General features: G+C 36.7%; 19 protein-coding genes, 1 pseudogene and 1 riboswitch. Of the genes and pseudogenes, 4 read left to right on the plus strand and 16 right to left on the minus strand.

Annotated elements, in window-relative coordinates; genetic code table 11:
* Positions 1 to 332: 332 nt before the first annotated feature.
* On the minus strand, positions 333 to 1,811 hold the full coding sequence (locus EC501_RS11765; protein ID WP_122972495.1) for a glutamate synthase subunit beta: 1,479 nt from the start codon (positions 1,809 to 1,811) through the stop codon (positions 333 to 335).
* A 14-nt stretch (positions 1,812 to 1,825) separates the two neighbouring features.
* Positions 1,826 to 6,346: a glutamate synthase large subunit gene (gltB, locus tag EC501_RS11770; RefSeq protein WP_122972496.1), complete on the minus strand. Its 4,521-nt coding sequence runs from the start codon at positions 6,344 to 6,346 to the stop codon at positions 1,826 to 1,828.
* Positions 6,347 to 6,464: 118 nt separating this feature from the next.
* Here gltB and gltC point away from each other — a divergent pair, with 118 nt between their 5' ends.
* A complete protein-coding gene (gene gltC, locus EC501_RS11775; RefSeq protein WP_122972497.1) occupies positions 6,465 to 7,367 on the plus strand; it encodes a glutamate biosynthesis transcriptional regulator GltC in 903 nt (300 codons plus the stop codon).
* A gap of 41 nt (positions 7,368 to 7,408) precedes the next feature.
* On the opposite strand, the gene EC501_RS11780 is transcribed toward gltC, so the two are convergent.
* The 10 genes from EC501_RS11780 to EC501_RS11825 form a co-directional block, all read right to left on the minus strand.
* Positions 7,409 to 8,251: a MetQ/NlpA family ABC transporter substrate-binding protein gene (locus tag EC501_RS11780; RefSeq protein WP_122972498.1), complete on the minus strand. Its 843-nt coding sequence runs from the start codon at positions 8,249 to 8,251 to the stop codon at positions 7,409 to 7,411.
* Positions 8,252 to 8,319: 68 nt separating this feature from the next.
* Positions 8,320 to 8,988, minus strand: coding sequence for a methionine ABC transporter permease (locus tag EC501_RS11785; RefSeq protein ID WP_122972499.1), 669 nt, complete (start codon positions 8,986 to 8,988; stop codon positions 8,320 to 8,322).
* Positions 8,981 to 10,006, minus strand: coding sequence for a methionine ABC transporter ATP-binding protein (locus tag EC501_RS11790; protein ID WP_122972500.1), 1,026 nt, complete (start codon positions 10,004 to 10,006; stop codon positions 8,981 to 8,983). The genes EC501_RS11785 and EC501_RS11790 overlap by 8 nt, the downstream gene beginning before the upstream one ends.
* 165 nt (positions 10,007 to 10,171) lie before the next feature.
* Positions 10,172 to 10,277, minus strand: a riboswitch (SAM riboswitch).
* A gap of 61 nt (positions 10,278 to 10,338) precedes the next feature.
* Complete coding sequence (locus EC501_RS11795) at positions 10,339 to 10,638, minus strand: thioredoxin family protein (protein ID WP_122972501.1); 300 nt, start codon at positions 10,636 to 10,638, stop codon at positions 10,339 to 10,341.
* Positions 10,639 to 10,711: 73 nt separating this feature from the next.
* Entirely contained in the window at positions 10,712 to 11,068 is a 357-nt protein-coding gene (locus tag EC501_RS11800) for a toprim domain-containing protein (protein ID WP_122972502.1), read from the minus strand.
* A gap of 146 nt (positions 11,069 to 11,214) precedes the next feature.
* Positions 11,215 to 11,598 carry a glycine cleavage system protein GcvH gene (gcvH, locus tag EC501_RS11805; protein ID WP_122972503.1) on the minus strand — a complete coding sequence of 128 codons (384 nt, stop codon included), beginning with the start codon at positions 11,596 to 11,598 and terminating at the stop codon, positions 11,215 to 11,217.
* A 79-nt stretch (positions 11,599 to 11,677) separates the two neighbouring features.
* Positions 11,678 to 12,034, minus strand: a complete 357-nt coding sequence (locus EC501_RS11810; RefSeq protein WP_122972504.1) for an arsenate reductase family protein — start codon at positions 12,032 to 12,034, stop codon at positions 11,678 to 11,680.
* A 221-nt stretch (positions 12,035 to 12,255) separates the two neighbouring features.
* Positions 12,256 to 14,037, minus strand: a complete 1,782-nt coding sequence (locus tag EC501_RS11815; RefSeq protein WP_122972505.1) for an acyl-CoA dehydrogenase family protein — start codon at positions 14,035 to 14,037, stop codon at positions 12,256 to 12,258.
* Between the two features lie 83 nt (positions 14,038 to 14,120).
* On the minus strand, positions 14,121 to 15,293 hold the full coding sequence (locus tag EC501_RS11820) for an acetyl-CoA C-acetyltransferase (RefSeq protein WP_122972506.1): 1,173 nt from the start codon (positions 15,291 to 15,293) through the stop codon (positions 14,121 to 14,123).
* 69 nt (positions 15,294 to 15,362) lie between these two features.
* On the minus strand, positions 15,363 to 17,747 hold the full coding sequence (locus EC501_RS11825; protein WP_122972507.1) for a 3-hydroxyacyl-CoA dehydrogenase/enoyl-CoA hydratase family protein: 2,385 nt from the start codon (positions 17,745 to 17,747) through the stop codon (positions 15,363 to 15,365).
* A gap of 282 nt (positions 17,748 to 18,029) precedes the next feature.
* On the opposite strand from EC501_RS11825, the gene EC501_RS11830 reads away from it, so the two are divergent.
* Together EC501_RS11830 and EC501_RS18495 are read left to right on the plus strand one after the other, a co-directional pair.
* Positions 18,030 to 18,347, plus strand: coding sequence for a thioredoxin family protein (locus tag EC501_RS11830; RefSeq protein WP_122972508.1), 318 nt, complete (start codon positions 18,030 to 18,032; stop codon positions 18,345 to 18,347).
* A gap of 92 nt (positions 18,348 to 18,439) precedes the next feature.
* Positions 18,440 to 18,609: pseudogene (locus tag EC501_RS18495) on the plus strand (tautomerase family protein).
* Between the two features lie 38 nt (positions 18,610 to 18,647).
* Here the strand turns inward: EC501_RS18495 and EC501_RS11845 are convergent.
* On the minus strand, positions 18,648 to 19,343 hold the full coding sequence (locus tag EC501_RS11845; RefSeq protein WP_122972510.1) for a YjjG family noncanonical pyrimidine nucleotidase: 696 nt from the start codon (positions 19,341 to 19,343) through the stop codon (positions 18,648 to 18,650).
* A 128-nt stretch (positions 19,344 to 19,471) separates the two neighbouring features.
* On the opposite strand from EC501_RS11845, the gene EC501_RS11850 reads away from it, so the two are divergent.
* Complete coding sequence (locus EC501_RS11850) at positions 19,472 to 19,981, plus strand: C39 family peptidase (protein ID WP_122972511.1); 510 nt, start codon at positions 19,472 to 19,474, stop codon at positions 19,979 to 19,981.
* 35 nt (positions 19,982 to 20,016) lie between these two features.
* Here EC501_RS11850 and EC501_RS11855 read toward each other — a convergent pair whose 3' ends face one another.
* From EC501_RS11855 to EC501_RS11865, 3 genes are all read right to left on the minus strand, one after another.
* Positions 20,017 to 20,904, minus strand: a complete 888-nt coding sequence (locus EC501_RS11855; protein ID WP_174232688.1) for a 5'-3' exonuclease — start codon at positions 20,902 to 20,904, stop codon at positions 20,017 to 20,019.
* A 117-nt stretch (positions 20,905 to 21,021) separates the two neighbouring features.
* Positions 21,022 to 21,759, minus strand: coding sequence for a hypothetical protein (locus tag EC501_RS11860; RefSeq protein ID WP_122972513.1), 738 nt, complete (start codon positions 21,757 to 21,759; stop codon positions 21,022 to 21,024).
* A gap of 409 nt (positions 21,760 to 22,168) precedes the next feature.
* Positions 22,169 to 22,786: group II intron maturase-specific domain-containing protein (locus tag EC501_RS11865; protein ID WP_277749721.1), on the minus strand; the 618-nt coding region annotated here is incomplete at its 5' end.

Here is a 22,786-nt window from a genome sequence, read left to right on the forward strand (position 1 = left end):
TGCAAAAGATTTATTCCACAATCATTAGATTTCAACAAAAACCATTATTATATTGGTGTTTTACACATTTTTTCAGTTTTGACGAAAACTAATTTTTAAAAAAAGGAAAGAAATTCATTTTCAATAAAAGAATACTAATTGAGAATAGATTTCAAATATCATAGAGTAAAAAATAATTTTAATCATTGAGATTAGAGACTTAAGTAGTTTTCCTTAGTATAACCAATTCTTATACATGTTGCGAAGAAATTATATTAATAAAATGTTTGATTCAAAATCAAAAAAAGACGACTTCTGAGTTCTATTAAAAACTCAAAAATCGCCTAATCAAATTATGCTTTAACCGTTGTCATTAAAAATTCATCAACACTTGCTGCTACCGCGCGACCTTCTTTAATAGCCCAAACAACTAAGCTTTGACCCCGTCTTGCATCCCCTGCTGTAAATACACCAGGAACATTTGTTTCAAAATCTTTAATGGATGCTTGGATACGGTTATTGACTAATTTCACACCGAATTGTTCTGGTAATGATTTTTCCACTCCTTCAAATCCAATCGCAACAAACACATATTGAATTGGCCAAACCTTTTCAGTACCTGGAAGCTCTTTGAAGAAATAAAATCCGTCATCGCCTAAAATTTTCTCCATTTGAATCGTATGAAGTTCTTTTACGCGTCCGTTTTTATCAGCAACAATTTTTTTCGTTTGAATGCAATATTCCCGTGGGTCACGGCCCTTTGCCGCTTCTACCTCTTCATAGGCATAATCCAATTTATAAACATTTGGATCTTGCGGCCAAGGACGATCTTCTTGTCGTGTTTTTGGTAATTGTGGATGTTTACCGAACTGATACACAGAGCGTGCCTTTTGACGAATAGCTGTCGCCACACAGTCTGCACCAGTATCACCGCCTCCGATAACAATTACATCCTTACCAGCAACATCGATTGCTTTTTTATCTTCAAAATTAGAATCTAGTAAACTTTGCGTAACACCTGTTAAGTAATCCATAGCTAAATGAATTCCTTCAGCCTCACTGCCCTCTAAATGAAGCACCCGTTGTTTTTGAGCACCGATACAAAGTATTACAGCATCGTATTGAGCCTTTAATTCATCTGCAGTAATATCCTTGCCAATTTCCGTATTTAATATGAAATCAATTCCTTCTTGACGAAGTAAATTTACTCGACGTTCAATGACGTCTTTTTCTAATTTCATATTCGGAATACCATACATTAATAAACCGCCTGGACGGTCAGCCCGTTCATAAATCGTTACACTATGGCCAAGTTGATTTAATTGATCTGCCGCTGCTAATCCAGCCGGCCCTGATCCAACGATGGCGACCCTTTTCCCTGTACGAGTTTGAGGAATACGAGGAACAATCCAATTATTTTCAAACCCTTTATCAATAATGGAACGTTCGATTGATTTAATGGCAACGGCAGGATCCGAAATTCCTAATGTACATGATCCTTCACAAGGCGCTGGACAAACGCGCCCTGTGAATTCAGGAAAGTTATTCGTCATATGTAGACGATCTAATGCTTCTTTCCATTTCCCTCTATAAACTAAATCATTCCATTCGGGAATAACGTTTTGGATTGGACAGCCTGCAGCTGCACCGCGAATTTCCACGCCCATATGACAGAACGGTGTACCGCAATCCATACAACGCGCGCCTTGCCTTTGTAATGATTCATCTGACAGCCTTGTAGCATATTCATTCCAACTCGAAATACGCTCTAGTGGAGGCTGTTCCTTTGTTTTTTCTCGTTTATATTCCATAAATCCTGTTGGTTTCCCCATGCTAGAACCCCCTCTTATTTGGAAATCGCTAATTCTTTCACTCCAGTTGTTTCAACAAAAGCTTGCATCGCAGCTCCATCCTCTGTTAACCCTTGGAATCGATGGTAATTGATTTTCTCAATCATCGCTTTATAATCCGTCGGTACAACTTTAATAAACTTCTTAACAAATTGATCCCATTTCGCTAGAATATCTAACGCAATCGTACTTTCAGTATGCTCCAAGTGTTTAATAATCATTGAGCGTACAGCCTCGATTTCCGCTTTATCTTCTAAACGTTCCAATTGAATCATTTCTGTATTACATTTTTCTTTGAAACTTGCTTCATCCGTTGGTAAAACATAAGCAGTTCCACCACTCATACCAGCAGCAAAGTTTTTTCCTACATCTCCTAAAATAACGACACGACCACCAGTCATATATTCACAGCCGTGATCACCGATACCTTCCACCACTACATTGGCACCGCTGTTACGAACCGCAAAGCGCTCTCCTGCTCGACCATTTATATAAGCAGTTCCACTAGTCGCTCCGTACAAACAAACGTTACCAGCGATCACATTCTGTTCTTGCTCGCCTTTAATAGGGGCAATGGCAACTAATTTACCTCCAGATAACCCTTTGCCGAAGTAGTCATTGACATCACCAACACAGGATAACGTCATCCCTTTCGGAACAAAGGCACCGAAACTTTGGCCAGCATGACCAGTAAATTTCAATGTAACCGTGTCATCTTTCAATCCTTTTTCGCCGTACTTTTTCGAAATTTCACTTCCGATAATTGTTCCAACAACCCGGTCTGTATTTTTAATCGTGTACTCTAACTCTATATGCTCTTTTTCTTTTATACTATTTTCTACTTTCGGTAGAAGCTCGCGTACATCGAAGGTTTCGTTAATACGTAAATCTTGCTCTGTTTGTTTCGTACGAACCCCTTGTACTTGATAAAGCAATGCCGATAAATCAAGTTGACTCGCTTTCCAGTGGGATTTTGCCCGTTCACTAATTTGAAGGACGTCTGTACGGCCGACCATTTCTTCCATTGTACGGAATCCTAATTTCGCCATATATTCTCGAATTTCTTCCGCTACAAATGTCATATAGTTCACGATATGATCTGCATTCCCCATGAATTTTGCACGCAATTCTGGATTTTGAGTTGCTACACCAACTGGGCACGTATCTAAATGACAAGCACGCATCATAATACAGCCAAGGACAATTAAAGGTGCTGTAGCAAATCCGTATTCTTCCGCTCCTAGCAAAGCCGCCATGACAACGTCTTTACCTGTCATTAACTTTCCATCTGTTTCTAATGTTACCTTTTCCCGAAGTCCGTTTAACATTAATGTTTGATGGGCTTCGGCTAACCCAAGCTCCCAAGGTAAACCGGTATGTTTAATAGAAGTTTTTGGTGATGCACCCGTTCCGCCATCATATCCAGAAATAACGATGACATCAGCTCCACCTTTCGCAACACCGGCTGCGATTGTTCCTACACCTGCTTTAGCAACAAGTTTCACTGAAATACGAGCGTTACGGTTAGCATTTTTCAAATCGTAAATTAGTTCTGCTAAGTCTTCAATTGAATAAATATCATGATGTGGTGGCGGAGAAATTAATCCTACACCTGGTGTTGACCCGCGAACTTCAGCAACCCATGGATATACTTTATTCCCTGGCAATTGTCCACCTTCACCTGGTTTTGCCCCTTGAGCTACTTTAATTTGCAACTCATTCGCATTCACTAAATAATGGGATTTTACACCAAAACGTCCTGAAGCAATTTGTTTAATCGCACTATTACGGTTATCACCGTTTTGATCTACTTCAAAACGAGCTGTATCTTCTCCCCCTTCACCAGAATTCGAACGACCACCAATTCGATTCATCGCAATAGCTAATGTCTCATGGGCTTCTTTTGAAATCGAACCAAAGGACATTGCCCCCGTTTTAAACCGTTTAAAAATCGATTCTACCGGCTCTACATCTTCTAACGGAATTGATTGGTTCGTTGTTTTGAATTCAAAGAGGTTACGTAAAAAGCCAATACGTTCTTCATTTGCCATCTCAGCATACATTCTATATAAACCGTAATCATTTCTTCTCGTAGCAGTTTGCAACGTATGAATCGTTTTTGGATTAAAGGCATGATGTTCACCATCTGCACGCCATTGGAAGTCACTGCCGGATTCTAATAATTCCGACTTCGAATGACACGCTAATGCATGACGGCGTTTTGCTTCCTCACCAATCGTTTCTAAATCAATACCATCAATTTGGGATGCTGTACCTGTGAAATACTGATCAATCACTTCTTTACTAATACCTACCGCTTCAAAAATTTGAGCTCCACGGTATGATTGAACTGTAGAAATCCCCATTTTTGACATGACTTTCACGACACCATCTGCAATCCCTTTACGATACTTCGCTACAGCATCTTGATAACTTAAGTTAAGATGTCCTGCTTCAATTGTCTGTTGAATTGAAGCGTAAGCTAAATACGGATTGATTGCATCAGCACCAAATCCAATTAAAGAGGCAAAATGATGAACTTCTCTTGCTTCACCACTATTGACAATTAAACTTACTAAAGTTCGCTTACCTGTACGAACTAAATATTGATGTAAGCTACTTACCGCAAGTAAGATTGGTATTGTTGGTGTGTGGACTGAATCAAGTTCATCCGTTAAAACGAGCAATGTTACTCCTGCGTTAATTGCCTCATCTGCTTCTTTGAAAAGACGTTCCAATTCTTTTTCTAAAGACATTTCAAATTGAAGATTGATGACTGAATGTTGAAAATATTTATTCGACAAGCTTGTCAGTTCATCCAACTCACCGTTTGTTAATATAGGTGTTTCTAAGAAAATACGACGGGCATTTTCAGCATTCGGGTGTAGCAAGTTTCCTTCCGCACCTAACAAAGTCATCGTAGAAGTAACGATATGTTCACGGATTGAATCGATTGGCGGATTCGTAACTTGAGCAAACAATTGCTTAAAGTAATTAAACAATGATTGGGGACGATCGGATAATACCGCTAATGGTGAATCATTCCCCATTGAACCAATCGGATCCTTTGCACTGCTTGAAATTGGAACTATATATTTTTGAATATCTTCAAATGTGTAACCGAAGGATTTTTGACGTAAAGATAAATCATCTACCTTTTTCGGTAATTCATTTTCTGCTTCGATCGTTACTAAGTTCTCTTCTAACCATTGGGCATAAGGTTCGGCCTGTGCCATTTCTCTTTTTAACTCTTCATCGGAAACAATTTTCCCTTGTTCTAAATCGATGAGCAACATACGACCAGGACTTAAACGTTCTTTATATAAAACGTTTTCCTCTTCGATATCAACAACCCCTACTTCTGAAGAAAAAACAATCATATCATCTTTTGTTACATAATAGCGTGCTGGACGTAACCCGTTACGGTCTAAAATCGAGCCAATTTGTTTACCATCTGTGAAACAAATTGCAGTCGGTCCATCCCACGGCTCCATTAAGCTTGCATGATATGCATAAAACGCTTTTTTCTCTTCTGAAATATGAGGGTTTTCTGTCCACGGTTCTGGAATTAACATCATTGCCGTATGGGCAGGAGTTCTACCTGCTAATACGAAAAATTCAAAGGCATTATCCAACATGGATGAATCTGAACCTGAGTTATCAATAATCGGTAATAATTTCTTTAAATCTTCACCAAAGCTTTCTGAAATAAAACGTTGTTCCCTAGCCGTCATCCAGTTAATATTGCCACGTAATGTGTTGATTTCACCGTTATGAACGATATAGCGGTTTGGATGAGCACGTTCCCAACTCGGGAATGTATTCGTTGAGTAGCGTGAATGGACTATGGCAAAAGCTGAAACAAAGCTTTCATCTTGTAGATCTATATAAAACTCACTTACTTCTTCTGGAGTTAATAACCCTTTAAATACAATCGTTTGGCTCGACATACTTGGGCAATAAAATTTCATATCTTGTTCCTTTGCCCAAAACTCCGTCTGCTTACGAATTAAATACAATTTACGCTCAAAGGCTAAAGTATCTTTAACGTTTTCTGCCTTTATAAATACTTGGCGAACAACAGGCGCCGTTGACTTAGCAACATCGCTTAAAATCTCTTTATTTGTAGGAACAGTTCTCCATCCGATTAAAGATTGCCCTTCTTGTTCAATGAATTCGTTTATTTTTTTCTCAATGGATTCTCTCTCTTTATGATCCTCTGTAAAAAATAATTGCCCTACACCATACTCACCTTTCGCTGGTAAGTTTAGCTCTGGACAATTTAATTTATAAAATAGGTCAGGAATTTGTACCATTAAACCAGCACCGTCGCCAGTTTTGCCGTCACCTCCGCGTCCTGCTCGGTGATCTAAGCGACATAACATTTCTAATCCATTTTTTACAATTTCATGTGAAGCGTGTCCCTTAATATTTGCATAAAAACCGATACCACAAGCGTCATGTTCAAAAGTCGGTGAATAAAGACCTTGTGCCTTCGGATACTGATGAAAAGCCATGTAAATCCCCCCAAATCTCATAAATACCTTATTTACATTTTAAGGTTTATAAAATAATATAAACAATATATAGTTTGGATTGAATTAATCTAATTTTTAGATAAATGGGGTGAAAACGTTGGAATTACGCCAATTGCGATACTTTGTAGAAGTGGCAGAAAGGGAACATATTTCTGAAGCAGCCGAACATTTACATGTCGCCCAATCAGCAGTCAGCAGACAAATTGCAAACTTAGAAGACGAGCTAGGTACAGCACTTTTTGAGCGAGTAGGTCGAAATGTGAAGCTGACACCAATTGGTAAAATCTTTTTAGACCATACAGTTACCGCACTGAAGGCAATTGATTTTGCAGTCAAACAAGTGGAAGAATATTTAGACCCCGCAAAAGGAACCATTAAAATTGGCTTCCCTACTAGTCTTGCAAGCTATGTATTACCAACCGTTATTTCTGCTTTTAAAAAAGAATATCCAAATGTTATGTTCCATTTACGCCAAGGATCATATCGCTATTTAATTGATGCCGTAAAAAATCGAGAGCTTAATTTGGCTTTTTTAGGCCCTGTACCACAGGCAGACGAAAGCATCAATACAACGATCTTATTTAGTGAGAAAATCCATGCTTTACTTCCTGCTAGCCACCCGTTAGCTAAACGAAACAAAATTCATTTATCCGACCTACGCCATGATAATTTTGTATTATTTCCGGAAGGGTATATTTTACACAAAGTCGCCATTGATGCTTGTAAATCGGCAGGCTTTATCCCAAACGTTACTTCTAAAGGGGAAGATATGGATGCATTAAAAGGATTAGTTGCTGCCGATATCGGTGTATCACTCCTACCCGAAAGCTCTTTGTACGACTCGACACCACGTTTAACCGTTAAGATGGAAGTGGAAAGCCCTATTTTAACAAGAACTGTCGGTGTCATCTATCCGACTAATCGAGAACTCGGACCGTCGGAACAAGTATTTTTAAAATTTATTAACACATTTTTCTCAAGATTAAATCGTTTTATATAATGTAAAAAAACCTTCGGATCAATCCGAAGGTTTTGTAATAATTATTCATTTACAGGTACGACTGCGCCGCCCCACTCATCAAGAATGAATTGTTGGATTTCGTCAGAATGTAGTACTTCAACTAAACGTTTAATCGCTTCATTATCTTTATCTTCAGAACGTACAGCAATCACATTTACATATGGAGATTCAGAATCTTCAATCGCGATTGAATCTTTAATTGGGTTAATACCCGCATCGATTGCGAAGTTCGAGTTAATTACAACCGCATCGCCTTCGCCTTCTTCATAATACGTAACTAACATTTCTGGAGCAGAGCTATTATCAATCGTTAAATTTTTAGGATTTTCAACGATATCATCAACAGTTGCTACTGCTTTGTCGACATTTTCATCTAATTTAATTAAACCTTTTGCTTCTAGAAGAGTTAAAATACGACCTTGGTCACCAACAGAATTAGAAATAATAATCGTTGCACCTTCCGGTAGCTCATCTAATGATTTATATTTTTGAGAATAAATACCGATTGGTTCGATATGAATGCCACCAGCGTTTACAAAATCATAACCTTTATCTTTAATTTCAGTTTCTAAATAAGGAATGTGTTGGAAGTAATTTGCATCAAGACCACCAGACTCTAAATCTTGGTTCGGCATTACATAATCTTGGTAAGGTTTAATATCTAATTCAATACCTTCTTCAGCTAGAATTGGTTTTGCTTGTTCTAAAATGATGTCATGTAAACCGTTTGAAGCACCGATTGTAATTGTTTTTGATTCTTCTTTTCCACCTTCACCAGTTGTCTTTTCATCTTCAGCGCTACCACAAGCTGCTAAAGCAAGTACGACTACTGATATCAATAAAAATGATAAAAATTTCTTCATTTTCTTGTTCCCCTTTTCTTAATATCTTATATATGTGAACGGTCTTACCGTAAGCACTGGAGTGATCTTTATCGTTTATCGGTCTTTGTTGTTATAAAGTCCCCAATAAATTGAATAATAAACACAATAATTAAAATAATAATGGTTGCCATTAGTGTTACATCATCACGACTACGTTGGAAACCATCGATGAAGGCTAAGTTTCCTAACCCTCCAGCACCGATAATTCCTGCCATCGCAGTGTATCCTACTAGCGTTACTGCCGTTACTGTAATACCTGAAAGTAAAGCTGGCATCGATTCTGGAATTAATACTTTCCAAATAATTGTAGAAGTTTTCGCTCCCATTGAACGGGCTGCTTCTATAACTCCTTTATCAATCTCACGTAATGCAATTAATACCATCCGCGCATAGAAAGGTGCTGCCCCAATAATCAATGCCGGCAAAGCTGCTTCTACTCCACGAATTGTTCCTAGTAAAAACTTCGTAAATGGAATTAATAAAATAATCAACACGATAAATGGAATCGAACGGAAAATATTGACTAATGATCCGGTAATAAAGTTTGCAATTTTATTTGCCCAAATTTGATGTGGACTCGTTAAAAACAATACAATACCAACTATTAAACCAATAACAAAGGTTGCTGCCGTTGAGATGATTGTCATATAAAGGGTGTCATATGTAGCTTGCCACATATCTTCCCATCGAACATTCGGAAATAATTCACTAAGCATGTTCAATCACCTCCGTTTGAATTTCTATTGAATTGAGTAAATCTAATGCTTTTTGAACGTTGCTATCTTCACCAACAATTTGAACAATTAATGTTCCATATGGTCCACTTGCCGTTTGTGAAATGTTACCGTGAACAATATTCACTTCTACATCGAACTGTTTAATTAATTGGGAAATGATTGGCTGTTCCGTCTTATTTCCTATAAACGTTAGTTTCACAATTTTACCCGTTGGATAATTAGCTAAAATTTGTTCAATGGAATTTTTTGAATCCTTTGTCCCAGACACTTGCATAACAAAGTTTTTCGTAATATCTGCTTGAGGTTGTTGGAACACTTGAAGAACATCGCCTTGTTCCACAACTTGTCCCGCTTCCATCACGGCCACACGGTGACAAATTTTACGAATGACGTGCATTTCATGGGTAATCAAAACAATTGTAAGACCTAGACGCTTATTAATATCTAATAACAATTCTAAAATGGAATCTGTCGTCTCTGGATCCAACGCGCTCGTTGCTTCATCGCAAAGTAACACTTCTGGATTATTAGCTAACGCCCTTGCAATTCCTACCCGCTGCTTTTGCCCCCCTGATAATTGGGAAGGATATGCTTTGTCTCGACCAGATAATCCTACTAAATCGATCAACTCTTTAACCCGTTTTGTACGTTCCGCCGCTGGAACACCGGCAATTTCCAATGGGAAAGCGATATTTTCCGCAACTGTGCGGGACCATAGTAAATTAAAATGTTGGAAAATCATACTAATTTTTTGTCTTGCTTGACGAAGTTTACTACCTGAAATAGAAGAAATCGGCTGACCGTTTACAACAACCAATCCAGCAGTTGGTTTTTCTAATCCATTTAACAAACGAATCATTGTACTTTTTCCTGCGCCGCTGTATCCAATGATGCCGAATATTTCACCTTTTTGAATGGTTAAATTAACATTTTTTACAGCTGCTATTTCACCATTTTTTGTTTTATATATTTTCGATATATCCTTTAGCTCAATCATATATGTACTCCTTTTTATTACGCCTCAATAATTTATGTTGAGGAAGAAATGTATGTAAAATACACAACTTTTTTATCCTTTTCTTTTTAATCCCAAAATAAAAACCCTTTCTACAAAGACAAGTAGAAAGGGCACGCAATAAAACTTCTATTTACGATAACCGTTCTCTTATCTTTCAAAGTATCCACTTCGCGTGACTTGGCACCTTTTCACATAATGTGATGGTTGCCGGGTTTCATAGGGCACTTCCCTCCACCGCTCTTTATAAGAGTTACGATATTTAATTTTAAGATTATGGATGTAACTTTATCACGTTCATTTTAAGTAGTCAACTACTTTTTTAACTTTTCGTATAAATAGGGTACAGATTGAAAGGCATACACTTTTTCAACCTGATTATCCCTACTAATCAACAAACAAGGAACACTTTCTATTTGATAATCAAATGCTAGTTGTTCTAGAAAATTAATGTTAGCTTTACCTAAAGATAGTTCAGGCAATAGTGTTTCTATTACGTCCAACATTTTGGAGGCGACTGCACACGTTCCGCACATAGGGGTATACAAATAAAAAGCCGTTAACGAATTTTGCTCCTTTTGCTGCTCCCAAGTTTCAATCGTCCATTCTTCCATCTTTCATCATCCTACTCAATTTTATATCAATAAGCTGTATTTTTTCTAAAAAAACCGGTTATCCCATAAGTAATTATACTTCTGTGGATGAAGATAAATATTGCTTATGCACTGAAAACTTTGCCTCATTTAATAAATGGGCCAACACTTTTTTAGGCGCATTGGCAACTTCTATATACGTTCTAGGAATGAAAAGGTGGATTGCTTCCGAATAAATTCTTTTCGTCAACTTTCTCAACTTTTCTCCTGAATTATCCGCATCAAATAAAGTGTAGAGCTTACATTCTTCAAAGGGCTCTAAAAGATCCAGTAAAGCATCTTCACTAATCGTCCCATTTGTACAAATAATTTTAACATCCTCAGCAAAAATTGGTGCAATGTTCAACTTATCCGATCGGCCTTCAACAATTATACACTTTTCAACAGTCATTTGCTTCACCCCACGCTTTGTAGTTATACAGCTAAAAAATGTCTGCAAATATGCATAAAAAATTAGAAAAAGAAGATGGTTACTTATTATATTTTATTGTAAAAAAAACGCCAGTGGTTTTCTGGCGTTTTTACTATATCATATTCTTATTCTGCATCAATTAATTCATTATATTGCTCAGGAGTTAATAAAGCATCAACTTGCGAAAGATCTGTTGGTTCAACAACAATCATCCACGCTTTTTCGTATGGTGATTCATTAACATATTCTGGACTATCTTCAAGCTCAGAGTTAATTTCAACAACTTTCCCTGAAATAGGTGCATATAGTTCTGAAACAGTTTTAACAGATTCTACACTACCAAATGGCTCGTTTAATTGAATTTCGTCGCCTACTTGTGGAAGTTCTACGAAAACAATATCGCCTAGTTCCGATTGGGCAAAGTGGGTAATTCCTACACGTACTTTTCCATCTTCTACTTTAATCCATTCGTGTTCTTTTGAATAACGTAAATCTTTCGGTGTGCTCACTAAAAACCCCTCCAAATATGTAATTCATTCAAGTTTAGTTTGACATATTTCTATAGCAAATACAAGCTAGTTCAGATGATTATTTCCAAGATTCTGCAAACTCAGCTTCTTTAAAACCTAACGTTACTTTTTCACCGTCAGTTACGATTGGGCGTTTAATTAACATCCCGTCAGAAGCAAGTAATTCTAGTTGTTCATCTTCAGACATTGAACTTAATTTGTCCTTTAACCCTAACTCTTTATACTTCATGCCAGATGTATTAAAAAATTTCTTTAACGGAAGGTTACTTGCTTTCCAATACGACTTTAACTCTTCTTTTGTAGGGGTTTGTTCTACAATATGAATTAGCTCGTAGGAAATACCGTTTTCATCTAGCCATTTTTGAGCTTTTTTGCAAGTTGTGCAGCGTGGATATTGAATCAATTTTAGTGTCATTTCACTACTCCTTCATAAGTTATAAAATTTAAATAAAGTATACCAGAGATTGATTGTACTGAAAAAGATAAAGTGAAACTTCAATCAGTAGATTATTATTTTGGATCTCGCTAGGAGACTTCGCTGTCTTTCATTTAATAAAAACAGCCTAAATGCAAAATACCATTCCTAACAAATAAATAGAAAAAGGTATCCAAAGAGGATACCTTGTTTATTTCGTCTTATACAATATATTTTTCAGCTTCGATTAGTTTTTTAGATGCTTCACGCTTTTTCAAAATTAAATTGTAAGGGTTGCTACGAGTTAATTTACGTAGAGCGGAAAGCATCATTTTACCGTTATCTCCTTCGGCAGAAGCAAGGATTGTTTCTTTTGCCTCTTTTTCAATTTCTGCAAAGGCTTCTTGGCAGAAAATTTCAGTATAAAGAAGTTTTTGTTTCGATTTTTCAACACCATCACGTTCAATTGCTTTTGCTGTACGAATCACTGCAGATTCCATTGCATACAGTTGATTAGCAATGTTCGCAATGTTTACTAAAACTTCTTGTTCATTTTCTAATTTTGCACCGAAGGCTTGTGCCGCTACGCCCGCTGTTAAAATACCGATTTTCTTCGCATTTTTTACAAGATATTTTTCTTGTGCTAATGGCTCATCTCCGATTTCTTCAGGCATTAACATTAACAACTCTTCTTGTAGCTTTTGAGCCGCTTGAAGTAAAGGTAATTCTCCTTTTAATGCCTTCTTCATAAATGTTCCCGGTACAAGTAAACGGTTAATTTCGTTCGTTCCTTCAAAAATACGGTTAATTCGTGAGTCACGATAAATACGTTCTACTTCATATTCTGCCATGAAACCATAGCCACCGTGTAATTGTACAGCCTCATCTGCAATATAATCTAATGTTTCAGAACCAAATACTTTGGCAATTGAACATTCAATCGCATATTCCGCAATCGCTGCAGCAATAACTTTACCATCCTTTTGTTCCTCTTCTGATAATTGGCTTAAACGATCTTCAAAGTATCCGACAGTTCGATAATTCAATGATTCTGAAGCGTATAGTTGAGATGCCATTGTTGCAATTTTTTCTTTCGTTAAATTGAAACTTGAGATTGGTGTTTTAAATTGTTGACGTTGATTTGAATAGGCAATCGCTAATTCTAATGCTCGTTTAGAAGCACCAACAGTACCAACACCTAATTTGTAACGACCGATATTTAAAATATTAAAGGCAATGACATGACCACGGCCAACTTCACCTAGTAAATTTTCAACAGGAACTTCAGCATCTTCCAAAATTAATGTACGAGTGGAAGAAGATTTTATCCCCATTTTCTTTTCCTCTGCCCCTACTGAAACTCCAGGATAGCTCCGTTCAACGATAAAGGCTGAGAATTTGTCGCCATCAATTTTTGCATATACAACGAAAACATCGGCAAATCCAGAGTTTGTAATCCACTGTTTTTCACCATTTAAAATGTAATGAGTTCCCGCTTCATTTAATTTAGCTACCGTCTTTGCTCCTAGGGCATCTGATCCAGAACCTGGTTCAGTTAAAGCATAAGCTGCAATTAACTCACCCGATGCAAGCTTTGGTAAATATTTTGATTTTTGTTCATGGTTGCCGAATAGAACAATTGGTAAAGAACCGATACCTACATGGGCACCGTGGGTAATGGAGAACCCTCCAGCTGGAGACATTTTTTCAGCGATTAATGCCGAAGAAATTTTATCTAACCCTAATCCTTCATATTCTTCCGGTACATCTGCAGCTAGTAATCCTAATTCCCCTGCTTTTTTCAATAAACGTACAGAATGTTCAAATTCGTGGTTTTCTAAGTTCTCTACTACTGGTTTTACTTCATTTTCAACATAATCCGTTGTCGTTTGAGCAATCATCAATTGTTCATCTGTAAAATCTTCAGGAGTAATTACACGACTTAATTCCACATCTTCAATTAAAAAACTTCCACCTTTAATAACATTTGTTGTTTGAACCATTTACATTTCCTCCCCTAATAGAAAATATTTAAACCCTTGAATACTCGCACTTCATTTCCTAATTACTTCACAAATTCTATTTTTTACAGCACTTCGAATACACCAGCAGCACCCATACCGCCACCAATACACATTGTGACAACGCCATACTTTTTACCTTGACGTTTTAATTCATGGATTAACTTTAATGTTAATATGGCACCTGTTGCACCAAGGGGGTGACCTAAAGCGATTGCCCCTCCATTTACATTCACCTTTTCTATATCGATGCCTAAATGGCGTACTACTTGAATTGATTGGGAAGCAAAGGCTTCATTCAGCTCCCATAAGTCAATATCCTCTAAAGATAATCCAGCGATTTTCAATGCTTTTGGCACAGCTTCAATCGGGCCAATCCCCATTACTTCAGGAGGCACTCCCCCAACAGCAAACCCTAAAAATTTAGCCATCGGTTTTAACCCTTGGGCTTCCGCCTCTTCTCGATCCATAACTAAAACTGCTGCTGCACCATCGGATGTTTGAGAAGAGTTACCTGCCGTAACAGACCCTTTCACGTTAAAAGCAGGACGTAATTTTGCAAGTCCTTCCATCGATGTATCAGGACGGACCCCTTCATCTGTATCAAAGGTAAAGGTTTTCGATTGCAGCTTGTTATTTTCATCTACGAAATGTTGGACAACTTCAACGGGTACGATTTCATCTTTAAACTTTCCTTCTTTAATCGCTTTTGCCGCTAATTCATGGGAACGTACAGCAAATGCATCTTGATCTTCTCGACTGACCCCGAAACGATTGGCGACTTCCTCAGCAGTATGGCCCATGCTCATATAATATTGGGGTGCTTCTTCAGCTAGCTTCGGATTTAAACGAACTGTATTACCGGTCATTGGTATCATACTCATCGATTCAACGCCACCAGCTAAAATAGCCTTCGAATGGCCTAACATAACCCGTTCGGCTGCATAAGCTATCGCTTGAAGTCCAGACGAACAGAAACGATTGATCGTAATTGCCGGTGTCGTGTCTGGTAGCCCAGCTAACGCCCCAATATTTCTCGCTACATTCATTCCTTGTTCCGCTTCTGGCATTGCGCAGCCCATAATTAAATCATCGATAGGCCCTTCATATCCAGCTCTTTTTAATGTTTCCTTTACAACAACTGCCCCAAAATCATCAGGACGGAAGTTAGCAAGAGAACCTTTTTTTGCTTTTCCAATAGGTGTTCTTGCACCTGCTACAATTACGGCTTCACGCATATTGATATATCCCCCTTATCCATTGGCTTTTGTATTTTCAGTTCATCGACATTCCTGTCAATCCTATGATTAATTGCGTAATGGTTTTCCTTTTATCAACATGTGTTGCATCCGTTCTTGCGATTTCGGTTCGGCAACAAGTTGTAAAAATGCTTCACGCTCTAAGTTTAATAAATAATCTTCCGTTACTTCTGTTCCGTATGGCACAAGACCACCTGCGATGACATATGCAAGCTTTTTCGCAATCTTTAAATCATGCTCACTAATAAAGCCCGATTGGTACATTCCTTGAGCCCCTAACAATAATGTTGCGTACCCTGGTGCCCCAACAACTTTCACTTTTTTAGGTATTGGTGCAGTATATCCAGCTTCTGATAAAGCAAGCACCGTCTGTTTCGCATCGTAAATTAAGTGATCAGGATTTACTGAAATACCATCAGCAAAGTTTAAGAAATTATTTTCACGAGCTTCTTCACCGGATGTAGAAACTTTAGCTAAAGCAATTGTTTCAAATACTTTATTGGCAATCACTTGATAGTCTATTTCTACTCCGTTTGGAATTCCTTTTATAAACTTTTCATAAAGTGCTAGATTTCCACCACCACCTGGTATTAATCCAACTCCTACTTCAACTAATCCCATATACGTTTCACTAGATGCTTGAATATGAGCAGCTGGTAAACATACTTCCGATCCACCGCCAAGGGTCATACCAAAAGGTGCTGCCACAATTGGTTTTTTACTGTACTTAATTCTACGCATCGCTTTTTGGAATGCTCGAATAGTAAAATCTAGTTCAAAAATGTTATCATCTTGAGCTTCCATTAAGATCATGCCAAGGTTGGCCCCTACACAGAAGTTTTTCCCTTGGTTTCCAATTACAAGGCCTTTATAATTTGCCTCCACTTCATCTATTGCGAAGTTGATCATTTGAATAATATCTAAACCAATTGCATTGGATTTTGAATGGAATTCTAGTAACGCGACCCCATCACCTAAATCTATTAAACTAGCACCAGAATTTGATTTAATAACCCCATGTTTTTTCTTATAACGTTTTAAATCAATGACTTTATCATTCACTGGTACTTTTACATATTCATTGCCATTGTAGTAAGCTAAATCTCCATCTATTTCTGTATAGAAAGATTCATAACCTTTAGCTAAAAACTCTTTTACAAACGAAGGGATTTCCCTTCCTTCAGATTCCATTTTTTCAACAGATTGTTTGACCCCAATGGAATCCCACATTTCAAAAGGTCCTTGTGTCCAACCAAAGCCCCATTTCATCGCATTATCAATTTCAACAATTGTTTCTGCAATGATGCCTGTTAATTCAGCAGAATAAAGTAACGTCGGAGCAAATATGTTCCATAGTAGCTCTCCTACTCTGTCATTAGCATATACTAATGTCTTCACCTTATTTGGAAGCCCTTTTGTTTGTTTAGCCATTTCAATTGAAGGCGTTTGTAATTTTTTCATTGGCACATACTCTAATGTGGATGGCTCAATTTCAAAAATTTCTTTTCCTTTCTTCACAAAGAAACCTTGACCTGATTTTGCCCCTAGCCAGCCGTTATCAACCATTTTCTTCAACAACTCAGGCACTTCAAATACTTTTTGTTCTTCCCCTGTTGTTTGGTCATAAACCGTTTTCGCTACATGAAGGAATGTATCTAAACCAACGACGTCTAAAGTTCTAAAAGTTGCGGATTTCGCTCGACCGATTAGTGTACCCGTTACCGAATCCACTTCCCCAACAGAATATCCACGATCTAACATCTCTCTAAGCGTAATTAACAAGCCATACGTTCCAATTCGGTTAGCTACAAAGTTTGGTGTATCTTTTCCTACTACAACCCCTTTGCCTAATACATCCTCAGCAAATGTTTTCATAAAATGAACAACTTCAGGTAACGTATATTCAGTAGGTATAACCTCCAACAGTTTTAAATAACGAGGAGGATTGAAAAAATGGGTTCCTAAAAAATGTTTTTGGAAATCTTCCGAACGGCCTTCAACCATTGCATTTACACTAATGCCTGAAGTATTGGAACTAATAATTGTCCCTGGCTTGCGCACCGCATCTACCCGCTCGAATAAACTTTTCTTCACATCTAAGTTTTCAACTACGACTTCGATGATCCAATCAACATCCTTAAGCTTTTCTAAATCGTCTTCCAAGTTACCAACTGTTATGAGTGATAAATTTTTCTTAGCCGTTAATGGTGCTGGTTTTTGTTTTAATAGCTTTTGAATCGCATTGCTCGCAAATCGATTGCGAACTACTGGATGTTCTAGAGTCAGTCCTTTTGCTTCCTCTTCTTTCGTTAACTCCTTTGGTACGATATCTAATAGTAATGTTGGAATACCGATATTCGCTAAATGTGCGGCAATACCTGATCCCATAACCCCTGAGCCTAGTACGGCTGCTGTTTGAATTTTGTAAGACATATGCATCCCCCTTATCACCTTTGAATGAATACTCATTCATTTTATGCTAAAAAAAATATAACTCTCGCCAAAATTAATGGTTCCAAACAGTTTTTCTGTTCTTAGTGTAGAATATTTCTTCATTTTTAGCAATAATTTTTAACTTAATTTTCTAAAAAATCAATAATTAATTTACTAAATTAATAGTAATTACTATATTTTATGAACAACCATTCATTTAAGTCAAATTTCTTTTAAAATAATTTAAAATGTGTACACTAATGATAAGGAGAGTGATATAGAATGCAAGCAATTACTACAGCTGAACAATTTAATGAAATTATCGCATCTGAACAACCGGTAATCGTAAAATTTTATGCAGGTTGGTGCCCAGACTGCACACGTATGAACATGTTTATCGATCCAATTATCGAGGAATACAATCAATACACTTGGTATGAAATTAACCGTGATGATTTCCCTGAACTAGCTGAAAAATATCAAGTTATGGGAATTCCAAGTTTATTAATCTTCAAAAATAGTGAAAAATTAGCTCACTTACACAGTGCAAACGCTAAATCACCGGAAGATGTAAAAGAGTTTTTAAACGCTCAAAACTAATTGAACAGACTACAAACTAAAGTTCCATAGTTTGTAGTCTTTATTTTTACTAAAATTCCTAACTAAAATAAATAAACAGAGGAGTGGATAATATGCCATTCGTAAACATTAAAATTACAAATGAAGATGTAACGCCAGAGAAAAAAGCAGCTTTAATTAAAGGAGCAACTCAACAACAGTCGTAGTTATCGATGAAGTAGATACGGATAATTGGGGTATTGGTGGGGAAACCGTTACAAAAAGAAGAAAAGAAGGAAAATAAGTAAGATGGGTGGCTTTTGGAAAAGAGCCACCCATTTTTTATTGATTTACTTGTAAAATTTTATAAAGTTCCTCAAGTTTAGTTATTTCATAGGTAGGGGTAATGTCTGATTCCATCGTTATTTGTTTATGGTTGATCCAACAAGTGTCTATTCCCACATTCCAACCACCTGTTATATCTGCACTAAAGGAATCACCAATGATCAATGTCGTTGTTAAATCTAAGTTTTCAATTTGTGAAAATACTACATGAAAGAACTCTTTCATCGGTTTTTGATAACCGGTATCTTCTGATACAAACACCTTTTTAAAATAAGGAGCCAAACCAGAATCATGAAGTCTTTTCTCCTGCGTCTTGGACTCCCCATTGGATACGACATACAAATCAAATTGCTTATGTAATGTTTTTATTAAATTCAGTGCCCCTTCAATGAGGTGATGCCCTTCCGATAAATATTTTCGATAATTTTTTTCTAAAGCGACCCCATCTACTTCAATACCATATTGTTTAAATAAAATGGCGAATCGCGTATTCACGACTTCATCCCGATCCATTTGGTCCTCTTCATAAGCTCGCCATAATTCTCTATTTAACTTTTTATAGTTAGCTTTTATTTCAGGTGTTAACTCAACTTGTTGATGAGAAAATAACTTTTGCAAAGCTACTTCTTCTGTTGCCCCAAAATCAAGCAATGTGTCATCTAAATCAAATAATAATGTTTTGTACTGTTTCAAAATTAACTCCCCCTCATAAAAGCTTTAAATTGAAGACTCTTCATTTATCATATAGCCCAACTTCTATTATACTTTTGTATAGTCCATTGGGACAGTTATTAAAGAAAATGATGAAATAGAGGTATACGATGAAGACTCAACTTAAGGTAAAAGGAATGTCCCAATATAGTATAGATGTTCATCCAACTTTCCAAAACTCAGCATGTGGTCCAACGACTGTTTTTGTTATTTTAAACTACTTACTAAAAGATCCATTAAATATAGACGCGAATCAACTTTATACCCTTTTAGGAGGGACAAAAATTGGTTTATTTAAATGGCGTTTAATAAAAAATCTACAAAAACTATTAGGTCCAAACTGGAATGTTTCGAGTTGTTCGTTAGCAATCGCGTTAAAAGAAATCGATGCTGGAAGGCCCGTAGCGATGAAATTTGATAAATATTTTACCTTTCAATGGCATTCAAAACCGACTTTCAAATACCATTGGGTTCCATTAATTGGTTATGAAATCGAACAAAACGAATTACATTTTTTTGTTCATGATAACGGTGGACCTAATCGTGATAGTCAAATAAGAAAAGTTCCTTATGCCCCTAATAGTAAAGTTATTCGTTTCGTAAAAATAGAGCCGAAGTGACCTATTGAAAGTTCACCTCGGCTCCTTTATTTTCATTAAACGAGTGAATATAATGATCTTGCATGCTTCACAATTAAACTTAATCCTCTTTCTTGTAAACGTTCAAACGTTTCTTGTTCATAATCTACTAATTGAAGTTCATTTAATTGGGCATTAATAGGTACTTCCCTTTGAATGGTTGCTAATTCTTTCGATAACTTCAACATGTCCACATTATCAGCGATTTTTGATCGTTGAGCAGGCTTTAATGCATCTAAATTGGCTAACACATTTTCAACAGATCCATAGTTTTGGATAAGCTGTAAAGCCGTTTTTGGACCAATCCCCTTTACTCCTGGATATCCGTCACTTGTATCACCCATAAAAGCTTTTACATCAGCAAATTGATAGGGCTCAATCACATACTCTTCCTTAAAACGTTCTTCTGTATAGACGTCATATTCTGAATATCCTTTTTTCGTAAAGGCAATTTGAGTCGATGGGTTTAATAATTGAAGCAAATCTTTATCACCACTAATGACGGTAATATTCGCTTCTTCTTTCCATTTCTCAATCATAGACCCAATTGTATCATCCGCTTCCATACCAACTTCACCAAAGTTTTTCCAGCCGATCATTTCCGAAACTTCTTTTGCCATATCGAATTGAGGCAACATTTCTTCAGGGGGTGCTGGTCGATTCGCTTTATATCCATCAAATAATTCGTTGCGGAAAGTTTGTGCGCCCATATCCCAACAAACAGCTAAATGGGTCGGTTTCATAATCGATTGGGCCGTTAAAACATGACGGGCAAATCCTTGTACCCCATTTGTTGGCGTTCCGTCTTCTAAACGAATATAGTGTCCCATTGCACTTGAAGCAAAAAATGAACGGAACAGTAACGCCATCCCATCTACTAGTAAAAGATGCGGTTTATTTGTCATCATCAAAAATCCTCTCTAACTCTATTATTTCCATTATATCAAATTATGCAGTGGAATGAGATGACAATTGAATTGTTAATTAATAAGTAGATTCCCATACACTTCTATCTAAACGATTTATTCGTAAATCGGACCTTTCATTCCTCGCCACCACCTAAATTGTAAAAGCATGTTACTAATAAAGGATTTCGAAATAACGCCAGAAAAAACGGTCTCAATTGTTCCTCCATAATTTTCTTTTAAATGTTCTAATTGAGATTCTTCTTTAATGTCACCAAAGTCATAAATTTTATATCCTAATCGTCGAAAATACTTTATATTTTCCCAGATTAAAAAGGCGTTCCCAAAATCTTCAACTCGGCCTTCTATATTACAATCGTATAAAGACATAGCCATTTCACCATTGATGACATAAGCACGATAACAAATCGTTTCATTCCGATCATCCATCAGCCTTGATATGAGTAATCCACCTTTTTCTCGTAGCAATTTTAATGTTTGCATGTCGAAACGATTTAATTTTCTCCGTTTGTCCCTTTTCCTATTTGAGTTGTAAAATTGTATGAAATCGTGAATTTCTTGATCCATTACTTTGTCAACTATAACAACATTCCAGCTATTTTCTTGTATCTCCTGTATTCCTTTTCGGAAATGGGTAGACAGCGAATTCAATAATATTTTCTCTTCTTTTTGTAAATGAATGTGAACTGTTTTTTGCCCTTGCAATTGTCTAGTTGGTTTTAGTAAATGAGTGTAACGAATTAATTTCGGATCAAATCGACTGTCATATTTCTTATCTTGAAAGTACACATGATGGAATGGCAATGCAAAATATTTTCTACTAATTTGAAGCATAAAATTCACTCCTTCAACCTTCATTTTTTATGGATTATGATTGCATCATTATGGAGAAAGATCGATTCATTATTTTTCTCATCTAAAATAGTTAGTTTAGTAGAAAAATTAATTTATCAATTATTCTCCGTTTTATTTCCTAGGGAATAAAATGAAGTAATGGATTATATGAGTTTCATCCAAACAATTCCACAAAACTACTTCTATCTAAAATTTTGTAGACATAATTTTTAAATATTTCGAATATATTATTTTTCTGCAGAATAAATCCATTACCATTAACCCTATTTCTACCATTATTACCAAAATATCTTTACACTAATCACTTTTTACAAATTGAGTAGGAGGGAGTGATTAACTCCCGACCTCTCACACCACCGTACGTACGGTTCCGTATACGGCGGTTCAATTAAGATGAATAACGCAAAGTTTCGTAACGAACTTTCAGACTTTTCAGCCCTTGGCTTTCCCAATAGGAATTGCCGGGGGTTCTGTGTAATATGGGGCTTTTAGAAATGCGCCAGTACCCTTTTCGGGTGTTTCCCCACTCGTATGCTTTTCCATAAGGAACTTTCAACCGAGTAAGATTTCTGACTCTTGTTTGAGGTTTCTTCCAATTCTTCCATAGACACATCCTTAATCTTCTTTTAATCCAGCTATCTAGTGATTTGAATATGGAATTCGTATCTGCTAATGCAAAATAACCACACCACCCCATTAGAAATTGGTTTAACTTCTCGATTCTGTATTCCATGGAGTATGGCATCTTTCTTGAGGTAATTTCTCGTATTTTCTTCTTCATTCGAACTAAGCTTGTTTTCGCAAGACGAACCTTTGGTTCTTTATGATTCGTGAAACTAAAACCTAAGAACTTCCGGTTCCAAGGACGGTCTACTGCTGATTTCTTTTCGTTTATTTTTAAACGAAGTTTTCCTTCGATAAATCTTTGTACACTCGTCATTACTCTTAATCCCGCACGTTCTGTTTTCACATAAATATTACAATCATCTGCGTATCGAACGAATTT

It is taken from the genome of Lysinibacillus halotolerans, from assembly GCF_003711845.1.
Taxonomy (GTDB): domain Bacteria; phylum Bacillota; class Bacilli; order Bacillales_A; family Planococcaceae; genus Ureibacillus; species Ureibacillus halotolerans.

Bases quoted from the DNA above. Each gene is read 5' to 3' on its own strand.
- EC501_RS11765 (WP_122972495.1), bottom strand. From the start codon at position 1,811: ATGGGGAAACCAACAGGATTTATGGAATATAAACGAGAAAAAACAAAG.
- gltB (WP_122972496.1), bottom strand. From the start codon at position 6,346: ATGGCTTTTCATCAGTATCCGAAGGCACAAGGTCTTTATTCACCGACT.
- EC501_RS11780 (WP_122972498.1), bottom strand. From the start codon at position 8,251: ATGAAGAAATTTTTATCATTTTTATTGATATCAGTAGTCGTACTTGCT.
- EC501_RS11785 (WP_122972499.1), bottom strand. From the start codon at position 8,988: ATGCTTAGTGAATTATTTCCGAATGTTCGATGGGAAGATATGTGGCAA.
- EC501_RS11790 (WP_122972500.1), bottom strand. From the start codon at position 10,006: ATGATTGAGCTAAAGGATATATCGAAAATATATAAAACAAAAAATGGT.
- EC501_RS11795 (WP_122972501.1), bottom strand. From the start codon at position 10,638: ATGGAAGAATGGACGATTGAAACTTGGGAGCAGCAAAAGGAGCAAAAT.
- EC501_RS11800 (WP_122972502.1), bottom strand. From the start codon at position 11,068: ATGACTGTTGAAAAGTGTATAATTGTTGAAGGCCGATCGGATAAGTTG.
- EC501_RS11810 (WP_122972504.1), bottom strand. From the start codon at position 12,034: ATGACACTAAAATTGATTCAATATCCACGCTGCACAACTTGCAAAAAA.
- EC501_RS11815 (WP_122972505.1), bottom strand. From the start codon at position 14,037: ATGGTTCAAACAACAAATGTTATTAAAGGTGGAAGTTTTTTAATTGAA.
- EC501_RS11820 (WP_122972506.1), bottom strand. From the start codon at position 15,293: ATGCGTGAAGCCGTAATTGTAGCAGGTGCAAGAACACCTATTGGAAAA.
- EC501_RS11825 (WP_122972507.1), bottom strand. From the start codon at position 17,747: ATGTCTTACAAAATTCAAACAGCAGCCGTACTAGGCTCAGGGGTTATG.
- EC501_RS11830 (WP_122972508.1), top strand. From the start codon at position 18,030: ATGCAAGCAATTACTACAGCTGAACAATTTAATGAAATTATCGCATCT.
- EC501_RS11850 (WP_122972511.1), top strand. From the start codon at position 19,472: ATGAAGACTCAACTTAAGGTAAAAGGAATGTCCCAATATAGTATAGAT.
- EC501_RS11855 (WP_174232688.1), bottom strand. From the start codon at position 20,904: ATGACAAATAAACCGCATCTTTTACTAGTAGATGGGATGGCGTTACTG.
- EC501_RS11860 (WP_122972513.1), bottom strand. From the start codon at position 21,759: ATGCTTCAAATTAGTAGAAAATATTTTGCATTGCCATTCCATCATGTG.